The sequence below is a fragment of the Streptomyces sp. cg36 genome, assembly GCF_041080675.1.
Lineage (GTDB): Bacteria > Actinomycetota > Actinomycetes > Streptomycetales > Streptomycetaceae > Streptomyces.
Window position 1 is genome coordinate 8,050,371 of record NZ_CP163520.1, and the last position, 13,216, is coordinate 8,063,586.

The following is a 13,216-nucleotide window of genomic DNA, read 5'->3' on the forward strand; positions in this document are numbered from 1 at the left end:
GAGCGGGGATGATGCAGGTGGTGCGGGGGGTGTTCACGCTCGGGGCGTCACGATGACGCCCCGAGCCGTGCCCATCGCGAGTGGGCGTTCTCAGAGCGGTCGCCACTCGTCCGCGAGCCCGTCGAGCTGCGGGGGAATTACTGCCGAGCGTTCGGCGGCTCGTGATTTCGAGCGCATCACATTAGTGGTGCACATGTTTGACGCAGCGTCAAATCGTGCAGTGCCTCGGAAACTCCGATGTCGCAACCGATTTGATTCACTACCACCTTGGTCCCGCGCTCGCCTTTCGGCCCCGCACAACTGCCCGCAAGTGGGTTCCAGGTATTCTTCGTCGAATGGACATTGCATATCGCCCTCTCGAAGAGGCGGACATTCCTGCCCTGGTGAGCCTGCGGGACGAAGTCGAGCGCGCCGACCGTACGGGGATGCACTACGACGTAGCCGATATCCGCGAGGAATTGAGCGACCCCAAGCTCGACTTGGTCCACAACACCGTGGGCATGTGGTCGGGGGACCGTATGGTGGCGTTCGCTGTGCTGTGCGATCCGGACCCCGTGCGCGGAGTACTGCGCTTCGAGACCAACGGAGCCGTGGACCCGGCATGGCGACGGCGGGGCCTTGGCAGGGAGATCATCGGCTGGATGCGCACCCGCGCCCGAGCCCTCCACGCCAAGCACGACTCCGGCGCCCCCGGTGAGCTGACGCTGGGCGGTGTGTCCACCAATGCCGGGCTGGCGGCCCTGGCCGAGCGGACCGGGTTCGCTCCGTGCCGATACTGGTTCACCATGTCGCGTGACCTGCACACCACACCCCTTCCCGCACCGGCGCCCGCAGACCTGGAAGGTCTACGACTGGTTCCCTTCGCCTGGGGGTACGACGAGGCGGTCCGACTCGCGCACAACGAAGCGTTCCTCGACCACTGGGACTACACCGAGGCCGACGAGGTGGAATGGCGCACCTGGTACACCGGGGCCCGTGCCTTCCGGCCGGACGTCTCCGCCGTGTTGCTCGACATCGACAACCATGTGGCCGCGTACCTCCTCGCCGACGAGTACGTCGCCGACACCGCGGCCACCGGACGGCGCACCTGCACCGTGGGCCATCTCGGCACCCGCCCCGCCCACCGCGGCAAGGGGGCCGCCCGCGCCCTGCTGGCACACACGCTCCAGGCCGCTGGGCAACAGGGCTACGACCGGGCCGAGCTCGTCGTGGACACCGCAAACCCCACCGGTGCGCTCGGCCTCTATGAGAGCCTCGCATTCGTGACCGACCGCAAGCTGATCACTTACGCCGGTCCGCTCGACTGAGCGGTGTGGACCGGGACGGGGGCGTACCGCGATGAATTCCGCCCGCCATCCGCGGCTGTGAGCGGGGTACCGGCCGGCTGACGCGAGGGTGGTGGCGCGGCCACTGCAAGGTTTACGGGGGCCGCCCTGCGGGGCTCCCGTGCGGACGCGCGAAGGTTCCGTTCCCCCGGTAGCATCGAAACGTCGATCTGCACCACCTTTCCTCCGCCAACCGATCTGCTCGACGCAGAATGAGTCGGCGCGGAGTCCGCACGCAGGGCTCTTCACCTCACCGTGCAGAGCGCCCATCGTGACCAGGGGGCATCCTGCTCAGCGGCCCGCCGCTTTCCAGGAGGCGACATGCTCATCGTGGCAGTGCTGCTACCACTCCTCATGCTGGGCCTGGTCATCGCTCTCACGTCGTACGAAGACCACATGCTCGGCAGCGCTCCCGTGATCCCGGACGACCTCCGCGTCGAAGCCGTACCAGTGGCGGGCGATACGCCCTCGGTGCTCGAGTCCCGGCGCTGACAGGCGACGGTTCCACCGGTATCGCCTTGTCTCACCGGCGGTGGTCGCACGCATGTTCCCCTTTTGTGGCGGGCCCGTCATCCGCTCGCTCCTGAGATCGGGGGAGTGTCACGGTGGCGCCTGCTTCTTACGGTCGACAGGGCCGAAGGCGCAGACAACAGCGAGGAGCGGGACACCATGGCGGTATGCGCGGAGCGGTATGTGGTGGGCATCGACGGATCGTCCGGCAGTATGCCGGTCACCAGCAGGGCGCGCCGATGCGGTCGATGCTGTGGCCGGCCCGGAAGACGCAGCGCAGCGCGCGCAGTGCGGCGAGATCAGTGAGCGGGTTCCCGCCGATGACCACCAGGTCGGCGTCGGCGCCCGGCATCAGGCAGCCCTTGCGGCCCGCCAGCCCGCACGCTCCCGCGGCGACCGAGGTGACCGCCCTCAGAGCCTCGACGGGTGTCATTCCGATCGGCCCCGCGAGCTCTTCCACCGCATGGGGGAGGACGTCGTGGGGCTTGGCCCGGCTGATGCCCGCGTCGGTGCCGGCGGTGAGGGGAACCCCCGCGCGATGCAGCGCGGCCCAGGTGGGGTACAGCCTGCGCAAACAGTGCGCCAGGTCCGCGCACCGGGGTACATCGGGCATGTTGCCGAGGGTAAGGCTCATGGTCGCACCGCTGCCGATGATCCGATCGACCAGGGCGGGCGTCGGGCGGGGCCCCTCCTCGGTGTAGAAGCTCACGTGTTCGAGCGTGTCGAACCCCGCGTCAAGCACCTGCGCCATTGCCAGGGAGGAGTGGACATGGGCGGCGGTCGTCATGCCGAGCCGGTGGGCCTCGTCCACCACGGCCCGTAGGTCTTCGGTCTGGTACTGCGGCCGGTGCATGAAGGTGCCGGGAGTCATCTTGCCGCCACTCGCCATGACCTTGACCACCTGGCAGCCTCGCTCGTGGCGTTCCCGTACGGCCGCGATCAGCTCGTCGTGACCCCAGGCTTCGCCGCCCAGGAAATGGCAGTGGCCGCCCGGGCTGGTGATCGGTGGGCCGGCGGCGACGATGTGGGGGTGCATGTGGGGCCAGTAGGAAGTTTCCTGACTGAGTGTCAGTGCGAGATAGGAGCGGTCTCCGAGATCGCGGACCGTGGTCACACCGGCCCTGAGCGCTCGCCCCGCCGCCCGCCGCATGTCGACCAGCAGGGTGTCGTCGTCCTTTTCCTCCAAGGAGGAGACGGGATCGTCGCCGGCGTCGAAGACGAGATGGACATGGGTGTCGATGAGCCCTGGCACGATCCATGCGTCCATGCCGAAGTCGACGAGCTCGGCGCCCTCGGGTGGCGCGGCACCCGTCGTGTCGACGTCGGCGATCAGGCCGTCACGGATGAGTACCATGCCGGGTCCCCGTGCCCTCGTACCGTCGAACAGCCCGCCTGCCCGCAATGCCTGGATCACCATGTGCTCCTTCGGTCGCCCCTGGGGCGCGGCTGGGCGTATATGCCATGGCCGCCCGGGTGGTTGGTTCTGGCCATCCATCGAATCAGTCGAACCCGGAACCGGTCCTCCACCGACTGGGCGACGGGTCGGGTGACGGTCACGCCCGTCGTTGTACGGTCCCCGCCGGGAAGCTGCGCGAGCGCCTGGCCGGTGATCCCGGGCAGCGACCTCGGGAAGCGCAGGTCTCACTCTCTGGTTCAGGGTGAGAGTTGAAGGTTCTGTGCCGGGACGGCGAGACCGCCTGCCTCCGTCACTCAGAGGTCATCGCACGGCCGGAAGCTTGCCAGGAGCGCCGAATCGCGCGCCGTGGGCTTCCGGGCCGAGTGCGGTCATGACGGCGAGGAGTACGGCGACGCCCACGACGAACCAGGACATGACGAACGCGTAGTCGTTTCCGCGCAGGGCGGCCAGATGGGTCAGGAGAGGTGCGGTGATCGACGCGAGGAGGTTGCCGCCCTGATAGGCGAAGCCTGGAAGGGTGCCGCGCACGGCGTCCGGTGAGAGCTCGTTGAGATGGACGGGCACGACTCCCCAGGCCCCCTGGACCATGATCTGCAGGAGGAACACGCCGATGCCGAGCAGAACGACCGAGCCTCCATAGGCCCACAGCGGCACCATGGGGATGGCGAGCAGGGCGGCGACGACGATGGCGCGGCGCCGTCCGATCTTCTCGGACCGGGCGCCGAAGAAGAGACCGCCGACGAGCGCGCCGCAGTTGAGCACGATGGTGAGCGTGGCCGTGGTGTGTGTGCCGAGGTGGAGCTGTTGCTTGAGGAAGGTCGGGTAGAGGTCCTGCGAGCCGTGGCTGAACATGTTGAACGCCATCATGAACACCACGAGGTAGACGAACAGCTTCCAGTGTCCCCTCATCGTCTCGAAGAAACCGGGCCTGACGGCGGTGGCGTTGGCACGCTTCCAGACAGGTGACTCGGGCACACTGCGGCGGATGAAGAGGATGAGGAGCGCGGGCACGACTCCAAGGGCGAACATGCCGCGCCAGCCGATGTGGTTGAAGAGCACAAGGTAGACGAGTCCGGCGAGCAGGTACCCGGCCGCGTAGCCCTCTTGCAGCAGCCCCGAGACGACGCCTCGTGTCTTCACCGGGACCGACTCCATGGCGAGCGACCCGCCGATACCCCACTCGCCGCCCATCGCGACACCGAACAGGGCGCGCAGCACGAGGAGCACCATGAGCGAGGGTGCGAGGGCGGACGCCGCTTCGAGGACCGCGAAGAGCACGACATTGATCATGAGGATCGGGCGGCGCCCGTAACGGTCGGCCAGCCGGCCGAAGAGGAGGGCGCCGACCGGACGTGTCGCGAGCGTCAGTGTCAGGGAGAAGGCGACGGCGGTGATGCCCGTCCGGAAGTCGTGGGCGATCTCCGTGATCACGAAGACGAGGAGAAAGTAGTCGAACGCGTCGAGCGTCCAGCCGAGGAAGCTGGCGAGCACGACCTTGCGTTGAGTGGGGTCGAGCTCGCGCACTGTGGAGAGGAGGCGCATGGTCTACGGGTGCTTTCGTTTCAGACCGCTGGTCAGCCGGGCCGACGCGCGATGACTTCTTCATGGAGTCGATGCTCGTTGGCTATGGCCGGCGCCGGGGTCGGTCAGCGGGCGGGTTGCGCGGCCCGCTGTCGCTCCTCCACATGGCTGTCCCCTGGCGGCTGGCCACGGTGCGACGACCCGGGGGAGGCACCGTGCGAAAGGGCTCCGGTACGTGTCGGGCATCGGTGAGGGGTAGTTGATCGCCGTCGGCCGTGGTGTGCCGGGTCGACGGGCAAGTGGACCGCCCGACCGGCCGCTTGGTGGAGTGCGCCGGGGAGGATGCCGGTGCAAGGGCGGAGCCGTCTCCCCGGTCGACGTGCTCAGAGGGTGGACGATCATGAAGAAGGGAGTGGCGGCCGACTGGCCGCGGTGGCGGTGCCGGTGATTCCGGTGAGCCCCGCTCGGACGGCGTCGCCGCCTTCACCCCCGAGCACGCCTGTTACGCCGTAACGCGATGCGGACCTCGGCCGGGTCGTGCCGCAGTCCGGTGCCGCGCCTGACGAATCCGACAAACCTGGCTACGAGGCTGGCCTGTCGGATCGGGGCGCGGCGAACCGCCCTTGCTACGTCCTAATTCTCCGGCTCCCAGGCACGCAGCAGGTCGAGCAGTCCTGCGTCTCCGTCAAGGTGCAAGGAAGCGACCTTGATGCGGTCGTACAGGTACAGGACCAACTCGCTGGCCGTGCCGTGGACGGCGGCGCCGGCTGCGTCCAGGTCCTCGCCGGTCGTGGCGGTGGGCGCGGGGATGCGGGCCGAGCGTGCGCCGTCGCCGTCGACCGTGAGGCGCCAGGAGCGGCCCTCGGAGGCGTGGAAGTCGAACGTCGTGTGCTCGTGCGGCCAGGCACTGAGTGAGGCGACGCAGGTGAACAGGAACTCCTCGACACCGTCGAGGGCGACTCCGGTCGGCAGCGGCTGCGGGGCGCCCCCGGCGAGCTGGGCGTCGTAGCTGTGCACCGCGCTCTCCTGGACCCGGTGCCGGGCCACTCCGCCGGAGGTGCGCGGCGTCTGCAGGTCACTCCACCACGCCCAGCTGCCGGTGTCCGGGCCCGCCTCGCGCAGCACGCCCAGCAGCAGGTCTGTCGACTCCTCCAGCCAGGTCAGCAGGGCCTCACGCTCCCGCGGCACCTCCAGAGCGGCGCGCGCCTCGGCGGCCCCGGGCGGGGGAGCGTCGGCGGGCCCCGCGCCCACGATGGCGGCCCAGAAACGGTCTCCCCCACCCAGGTGCCTGGCCAGATCGAACAGCGTCCACCCCGGGCAGGTCGGCACCGGCGCGTCGAGGCTGGGCGCTGCGGCGACCGCGGCGCGGAAGGCGGTCGACCGCTCGTCGATCAGTCGCAGCAGGTCAGGGAACTCAGGATTCTTTTCCACGCCGGATGTCTATCACCGCGCACCGATGATCGGACAGCGATTTTCGCCGCCGCCGAGTGGCCTTCGCAGGCGTCGCTGTTGGCCCGGTGCGGCCGTTGAGGCCCGGGATCCGGGTGGGCCGTCCCGTCGCGATCCGTTGCGTCAGGGGGTCGCGCGGAGGGCTGTGGCGGAGAACCACGGGTTCCTGCCGAGCACCCATACGGAGACGTGGCTGACGCCGAGCTTCTGGAGGAGGGCGAGCTTGGTGTCCATGCCCTGCTGGTCGGTGTAGTCGTAGAGCGTGCCGTCGGACGTCCAACGGATCTCGCCGGAGTCCGCGTCCCGCTGTTCGGCGATCTCGGCCGGGCCGTCGGCGTGGCCCGGTGCCTCGCGGACTGCGGCTGCGGTGAGGCTTTCCTTGATCTTGGCCGGGGCGCACGGGTCGGGGGAGGAGAAGCCGTAGGAAGCCAGACCGATGACGAGTCTGTCCTTGTCGGGCACCCGGGACTGGGCGTAGGCGACGGTGTCGCGTACCCAGTTGTGCGGGGAGATGGGCCAACAGGGCTGCCCTTGCGGGGTGTTGAACTGGCGGCCGTAGTCCATCACCACCAGCTGGTCCACACCTGTTTTCATGACCCCGCGGTAGTCGAACACCGAGTCCGAGTCGCGGGTCTGGGCCGGGGCGTCGACCTGGAGTTTGAGGCCGGCCCGGTGCAGGCCGCGCGCCAGTTCGGCGAGGAAGGCTTCGTAGCCCTGCTCGTCCTCGGCCGTCCACGCCCAGAAGTCCTCGAAGTCGATGTCGACGCCGGTGAAGCCGATGCGCTGGGCGAATTCGGTGAGCTTGGCGGCGGCGTCCGTGCGGCGGTCGGGGTCGTTGACCAGGCTGGACACGGTGGCGTGGTCCATCGCGGAGACGGTGGTGTACTGAGCGGCGGAGTGCGCCTTGACGTCCGCGGCGTTGGCCTCGCTGTAGCCGTTGCATGGGTGGGTCCCGGTGTCCAGCAGGGTCAGCGCGCCGTGCGGGTCCACGTCCCAGTACTGGGGTTTGAGTACGCCGGAACGCAGACGGCCGTCACGGTACTCCGCGGGGGCGTTGCACGTGTCCTCACCGGAAGAGCCGGGGTAGATCCATGCCTCCAGCGAGGTCGATGCGGGCCTGGCGGGGGCCGGTGTCGTCGCGCTGGGTCGCTCCTGGCCCGGGTGAGATGCGGCGGTACAGCCAACGAGCCCGGTGGCGAGGGCGATGGTGAGAAGAAGCCGGGCTCTGAACATGAGCGCCTTTCCATGAGGGAGCGCTGCCATGGACGCTCGCGACCAGCTGATCCTCTCAGGCAGGCGCTGATCGAAGTGGCGCGCGCCCAGTGCTGTCCGGATTGCGCGCGGCGGCCGGTCGACCGGGTCCGCTCTTCATGCCGTCTGCCCTGCGAGGGCGGGGCTGTGCGCCCACTGCGGAGGGGGCGGTGACCGCCATGTGTCGGTGACCGGCATATAGTGGTTCCATGAACGACCGAGCGGTGCGGGAACCGACCCTGTTCCTCTTGGCGGCACTCGTCGGCGAGCCGCACCACGGCTACGCGACAGCGCGTGAGGTGGTGGTGATCCCGGGGTCGGGCGGATCGCGGCCAGAGCCCCCGGGCTGATGCGTCCGACGGTGCTGGTGCGGCGACCTGCCCGTCGCCGCGCAATTCGACGTACCGCCTCTGGATCTCTCCCGGACGCGCGGTGGCCGTTCCCTTCTCTGCTGGCCCGTGGTCATCCGTGACTGGCCACCTCGCGACAGGAGTTTCCGTGTCAGTTTCCTCGCCCGTTGCCGTGGGCGGTCCGCCGGCCGCCGCCGTCGAGCAGTCCACCCTGTCCGCGTCGGCCGGCGGCGCCCGTCTGGCCGGGGTCGACGGGTTGCGGATGCTCGCCGCGCTCGCCGTGGCGCTGTATCACTACCTGGGCACCCCCACGCCACGTTTTTGGGGCGAGGCGTACGACTTGCCGCAGGTGGCGCCGCTGCTTCACGCGGTAAGTGGCTATGGCTGGCTGGGAGTCGAGGCGTTCTTCCTGATCAGTGGCTTCGCCATCTGCATGAGCTGCTGGGGCCGGACTCCGGCGCAGTTCGCAGTCTCCCGGGTGGCCCGGCTCTTCCCGCTCTACTGGGCCGTCGTCCTGATCGTCGTCGCGGTGGGGCTCGTCGCGGTGAGCGCCGGACAGCGTTCGGGAGCCCCCACGGACCTGCGCACCACGCTCGGCAATCTGACGATGATCCCCGGCCCGCTGGGTGTGGACTTCACCGCCGGTGTCGCCTGGACGCTCTGGGTGGAAGCCCGTTTCTACCTCCTGATGGGCGTGCTGCTGCTGATCGGGCTGACCTACCGGCGCGTCATAGCCTTCGGAGGACTCTGGCTCGTCCTGGCGTCCATCGGCCGCGAACTCCACTCCGACGTCCTGGACGAGCTCCTGCTGACCCAGTACGCGGGACTGTTCGTGGCCGGGATCGGGCTGTACCTGATGCACCGCTTCGGCGCGAACCTGCTGCTGTGGCTGCTGGTGGGCTTCGCCTGGTGCTACACCCTGACCGTTCTGGACGACCGGGTCGCCACGCATCCCACGTCCACGTGGGGGGTCAGCGCGGCCGTACTCACCGGGTTCCTCCTCCTGCTCGCGTTGACCGGCCCCGGCCCGTTGCGCCACGTCCGGTGGCGCCCCCTCGTATACGCCGGAGCCTTGACCTACCCCTTCTACCTCGTCCACCAGAGTCTCGGTATCCCCGTCACCCGTGGCATCCTCAAGACCGTCCCCGGCCTCGGCCTGCTTCCGTGCGTCGCTCTCGGACTCCTCCTCTCCCTGCTGCTGGCCGCGGCCCTGAACCGTTGGGTCGACCGCAAGCTCGGACGGCTGCTGCGTCACCACCTCACCCGGTCCCTGAACCCCGCCCCCATCGCGCCGGACAGGCCCGTACGAGGCCGTGGCGCAGCTGCCCTGGAGCGCTGAACGGCGCTCTGGACCGGTGAACAGCGCTCTGGCACCTTGTCGGGCGAGGTCCCCGTCACCGGCGAGCTCGGCCATGCCGATCCGCGCCACTGGGCCGGATCCCCCGCGCAAGCGCGTCATACCCGTCCGACCGGGTGAGCCTCGGGCTGGGCACACGGAGATCGATCGGGCAGGGGGAAGACTCGGGCGGTGAAGACGATGACCGAGCCGGGTTGGTGCCCAGAGGCGGGACTTCGGACCCATTCGTGTACCGAGGAGGCACCTGATGGACCGCGAGGGCTCTGAGATCCGGCACCAGTCACCGTTCGAGCGGACGATGTATGTCCTGCGTGCGCTGACCTTGGCCGGTCTCGTGACGGTCCTGTACTACGCGGCACCACTTGACCGGGGTGTGGGCGTGGGAACCGTGGCCCTGCTGGTCGCCGCTCTGATCGTCTTCGGGTGTCTGCTCCTCTGGCAGATCTTCGCTATCACTCGTGCGAAATATCCGAGGCTGCGCGCCATCGAGACAGTGGCGCTCGCGACGCCACTGTTCCTGGTCCTCTTCGCGGCCACGTACTTCCTGCTCGCCCACGACGTCCCCGGGTCGTTCTCGGAACCGTTGAGCCGGACCGACGCCCTCTACTTCACCGTCTCGGTGTTCGTGACCGTGGGATTCGGCGACGTCGTTCCCACCAGCGAAGCGGCCCGCGCCCTGACCTGCGGGCAAATGATGGCCGACCTTGTCGTGCTGGCGGCGCTGGGCAAGGCGGTGTTCGGTGCTGTGAAGGTGGGACTGCGCCATCGCCAGTCGACCGACGACGCCCGGCGTGGGCCTGGATTGCCTCATGAGGATGCCGAATAGTGCTGGTGCGTCCCGACGCCCCGCTGAAACGCCAGGTCCAGGACCTCGGCGACGACCGTTGCCGGCGTGTCCTGGTACGTGACGGATCGTTTGGCAGCACATGACGTCCGAACCATCTGCCGCAGTCGCGCGGCGGGGCCCAAAGTGGAACCACTGCTGCTCACCGAGCACGAGAAGGCCGTGCTGGAGCAGTGGTCACAGCGCACCGCGTACGCCCGCACGCTGGCTGCGCGGGCGCAGGTCATCCTGGCGTGTGCGGGACCACACGTGCCGCTCATCGCCTCAGTCGCCCGCGACTTGCGGGTCAGTACGGAAACGGTCAGCCGGTGGCGACGCCGCTTCCTGGCCCACCGCCTCGACAGCCTCACCACGGGCCCCGACCCCGTCCCGAACGGACGCTCTCAGGGCTGACCCCTGCGCCAGCAGCGCAGATCCTTGCGGACTGCCCTGGTGCTATGGAGGCGTCGCCGGGCGGTGGCTGGGGCCCGGCGCCATCGGTGGGTACAGGGTGTCCGGATTACGTCACTCCCTCCAAGGTTGGTGTGTCGGGAGTGGGTAGGGTGCGGCATCTCGTGGCGGACCGAGGACGGGGTGGTGGGTATGCGGGCGTTCGGCCGGACCATGAAACTACTGCGTCGGCGTGCGGGGTTGTCCCAGCCGGCGCTGGCAGCGAAGGTGTTCGTCTCCCAACCCACCATCAGCCGCCTGGAGTCGGGCACACGAACCCCTGATCCTACGCTCGCCAGACTCCTCGACGAGGCACTCGGCGCCCGGGGCGCGCTGGCCGGCCTGATCCCGGAAGACCCCGACCGGGCCGACTTCGAGGCCCGCAGACCGGAGCTGGTGGACAGAGCGAAGATCGTCGACGTGGAGCAAGGGCTCGTCCGGTTACGCATGCTGGAGGACCAGTCCTCTTCGGCGGACGTCACGCCGATGGTCGCCGCGCGGGCAGAGATGGCCCTGCGTACGGCGCGGGACGCGCCGTACGCCCTGCGCGCCGGCGCGATCGGCGCGGCGGCCATGGGCGCCGCCTACCTCGGCTGGTGCCACTTCCTGGCCGGGCGGTACGAGGCGGCGGAGCGGACCCTGGACGCCGCGGTGGCCTATGCCTACGAGTCGAGGGCACCTGACCGTCTCGAACGCACGATGAGTTACCGGGGTGTGCTGGAACTGGTCTGCGGCAGCGCTGCCGCCGCGGCCTGCATGTTCGACGCGTCGCGCCAGGACACGGGCGCGCATCCCGCCCTGCGCGCCTATGACGCCGGGCAGCAGGCGCGGGCGCTCGCGCACGCGGGCGAGCGGCGCGAGGCGGACCGGCTGCTGCTGGAAGCGGACCGGCTGGCCGACACGGTCGACTACGCCGATCTGCCGGTGGGGGCGTACTGGTACACGCCGGGGTGGCTCGCCCTGCGCCGAGGTGTGGCGATGCTGGCACAGGGACGTATCAACCTGGCGCAGCAGGAGATCGAGCAGGGGTATGCCGCGATGCCCGCACAGCATCGGCAGGCCCACTGGGCACGGCAGTGGATCGACGCCATCCACGGGGACCAGGAACCCTCCGACTTGATCCATCCGCGACAGCGGCGGTGAGGCGTACGCGCTGATCCACGTTGTCCGCGTCCGGCCAGAGGCATAATTCCCCCCTTCCGCGGTCCGAAATGATCGACGCCTTCGGGGCTCCGGCCGCAGCGACGGTTGTAGCGGCCCCGCACAGTGCAGAAACCGCCGTCGGTTCCTCGTGGAATCCGGGAACACGGGCCACCCTAGAAGAGGCCGTGACCACTCACAATCGCCACGCCCGAGCCGGAATAATATTCCATGCCGAGGTGAGGGGTTTTGCCGCCTCGCGATGGGGTGCAGTATCTGGGCGACGGTTTCTCTGCCGCACCTCAGCATGGGAAAAGTACGTGAATTGCCGTGCTGGGCAGAGGCAGTTGTGAGGAGTGCGGGACTGATCCCGCTGAATTCCACTAGGAGGCTGGCGTGAGCAGAACGACGGACTCGAACTCGAAGTCGCACTCGAATCGGAGCACTGGCAGACGCGTGAGAACTGCCTTGGTCGCGGCAGGCGTGGTCTGCCTGGTCACGGCTGTGGCGCCCACAGCCGCCACAGCCTCCACAGCGGGGCCGACGGCGGCGATCGGCGGTCTCGGTGTCGGTGTCGGTGTCGGTGTCGGTGTCGAGAGGATCAGCGTCGCGACCGACGAAGGCTACGGCGCCGCGTCCATCACACCCGACGGCCGCAACATCGTCTTCACGTCGCTGAAGAACGGCCCGCGAGACGGCGGCAACGCGGTGTATGTCCGTGACCGGCGGGCAGGGCAGACCAGGACGGAGCCCCTGGTCGAGGGCTGGACGCCGGCGATCAGCGGCGACGGGAGACAGGTCGCCGCCAATGCCCCGCGGCAGGGGATGAGCGCCGAGCGGATCCAACAGCGGTCGCTGGACCTGGGATTGCTTCCCGTCACCTGCGGTCGCTGCAACCAACCGTCGCTGAGTGCGGACGGCCGCTACCTCGCATTTGGCGCCCTGCGCTCTCCGGGGCTGCTCCGGGACGTGATGGTCGCGGACCGCAACGGTGGATTCGAAACCATCGCCTCCCTCGGCAGCACGGCTCCGGCCCGGCCGTCCATCAGCGGTGACGGCCGCCTTGTCGCCTACCAGGACCTCACTCATCTGAAGGAGGGCGTCTACCTGTGGGACCGGACCACCGGCAGCACGTCGGGCCCGCTTGCGGGCTCCTCCACGAGCGCGTCGCTCATCCAGCTCAGCGACAACGGCAGCAAGGTCGTCTACCTCTCGGGCTCCGACACCTACGTCCACGACGTGAGTTCGGGCAGCGCGCAGCTGGTGCCGAACGTGAAGGGCGTGGCCATCGACCCCACCGGCCGGTATCTGCTGTATGCGCCGATCGACACGAGCGGGCCGTCGCTCGTCCTGCGCGACCTCCAGACCGGGGCCGACGAGACCGTCTCCGACCAACCGGCCACGGCCGAGACCGACTCAGTCAGCGCGGGCGGGCGTGACGTGGTCTTCCAGTCCGCGGCGGACGGCATCGTCCCCGGCGACACCAACGGCAAGCCCGACGTCTTCGTCCGCCGCTTCTTCTGACTGGACCGGTCGGGCCGTGTCGCAGGCGGCTGAGGCATGGGGTCCGTTTTCGGTCGCCGGGGCGCCCGTTCGGGGGCGCGCGGGGGTCGGCGGCACGGG

Annotated in this window: 12 protein-coding genes; 8 read left to right on the plus strand and 4 right to left on the minus strand. The window is 69.2% G+C overall.

Going from position 1 to position 13,216, the window contains the following annotated elements:
- The first annotated feature begins 335 nt into the window (after positions 1 to 335).
- On the plus strand, positions 336 to 1,307 hold the full coding sequence (locus AB5J87_RS35450; RefSeq protein ID WP_369382859.1) for a GNAT family N-acetyltransferase: 972 nt from the start codon (positions 336 to 338) through the stop codon (positions 1,305 to 1,307).
- Between the two features lie 339 nt (positions 1,308 to 1,646).
- Positions 1,647 to 1,817: a hypothetical protein gene (locus AB5J87_RS35455; protein WP_369382860.1), complete on the plus strand. Its 171-nt coding sequence runs from the start codon at positions 1,647 to 1,649 to the stop codon at positions 1,815 to 1,817.
- Positions 1,818 to 2,055: 238 nt separating this feature from the next.
- Here AB5J87_RS35455 and AB5J87_RS35460 read toward each other — a convergent pair whose 3' ends face one another.
- From AB5J87_RS35460 to AB5J87_RS35475, 4 genes are all read right to left on the minus strand, one after another.
- A complete protein-coding gene (locus AB5J87_RS35460; protein ID WP_369382861.1) occupies positions 2,056 to 3,252 on the minus strand; it encodes an amidohydrolase family protein in 1,197 nt (398 codons plus the stop codon).
- A gap of 300 nt (positions 3,253 to 3,552) precedes the next feature.
- Complete coding sequence (locus AB5J87_RS35465; protein ID WP_369382862.1) at positions 3,553 to 4,794, minus strand: MFS transporter; 1,242 nt, start codon at positions 4,792 to 4,794, stop codon at positions 3,553 to 3,555.
- A gap of 612 nt (positions 4,795 to 5,406) precedes the next feature.
- Positions 5,407 to 6,204, minus strand: a complete 798-nt coding sequence (locus tag AB5J87_RS35470; RefSeq protein ID WP_369382863.1) for a maleylpyruvate isomerase N-terminal domain-containing protein — start codon at positions 6,202 to 6,204, stop codon at positions 5,407 to 5,409.
- 141 nt (positions 6,205 to 6,345) lie between these two features.
- Positions 6,346 to 7,212, minus strand: a complete 867-nt coding sequence (locus AB5J87_RS35475) for a glycosyl hydrolase family 18 protein (RefSeq protein WP_369382864.1) — start codon at positions 7,210 to 7,212, stop codon at positions 6,346 to 6,348.
- Between the two features lie 470 nt (positions 7,213 to 7,682).
- Here AB5J87_RS35475 and AB5J87_RS35480 point away from each other — a divergent pair, with 470 nt between their 5' ends.
- The 6 genes from AB5J87_RS35480 (at position 7,683) to AB5J87_RS35505 (ending at position 13,117) form a co-directional block, all read left to right on the plus strand.
- Positions 7,683 to 7,823: a hypothetical protein gene (locus AB5J87_RS35480; protein WP_369382865.1), complete on the plus strand. Its 141-nt coding sequence runs from the start codon at positions 7,683 to 7,685 to the stop codon at positions 7,821 to 7,823.
- A 148-nt stretch (positions 7,824 to 7,971) separates the two neighbouring features.
- The gene (locus tag AB5J87_RS35485; RefSeq protein ID WP_369382866.1) at positions 7,972 to 9,162 is read left to right on the plus strand and encodes an acyltransferase family protein; all 1,191 of its coding nucleotides are present in this window, start codon (positions 7,972 to 7,974) and stop codon (positions 9,160 to 9,162) included.
- Positions 9,163 to 9,427: 265 nt separating this feature from the next.
- Positions 9,428 to 10,006: a potassium channel family protein gene (locus tag AB5J87_RS35490; protein WP_369382867.1), complete on the plus strand. Its 579-nt coding sequence runs from the start codon at positions 9,428 to 9,430 to the stop codon at positions 10,004 to 10,006.
- Positions 10,007 to 10,150: 144 nt separating this feature from the next.
- Positions 10,151 to 10,417 (plus strand): helix-turn-helix domain-containing protein, encoded by a 267-nt coding sequence (locus AB5J87_RS35495; protein ID WP_369382868.1) that lies wholly within the window; start codon positions 10,151 to 10,153, stop codon positions 10,415 to 10,417.
- Between the two features lie 189 nt (positions 10,418 to 10,606).
- Positions 10,607 to 11,596 carry a helix-turn-helix transcriptional regulator gene (locus AB5J87_RS35500; RefSeq protein ID WP_369383756.1) on the plus strand — a complete coding sequence of 330 codons (990 nt, stop codon included), beginning with the start codon at positions 10,607 to 10,609 and terminating at the stop codon, positions 11,594 to 11,596.
- Between the two features lie 501 nt (positions 11,597 to 12,097).
- The gene (locus tag AB5J87_RS35505; RefSeq protein WP_369382869.1) at positions 12,098 to 13,117 is read left to right on the plus strand and encodes a hypothetical protein; all 1,020 of its coding nucleotides are present in this window, start codon (positions 12,098 to 12,100) and stop codon (positions 13,115 to 13,117) included.
- The last annotated feature ends 99 nt before the right edge of the window (positions 13,118 to 13,216 follow it).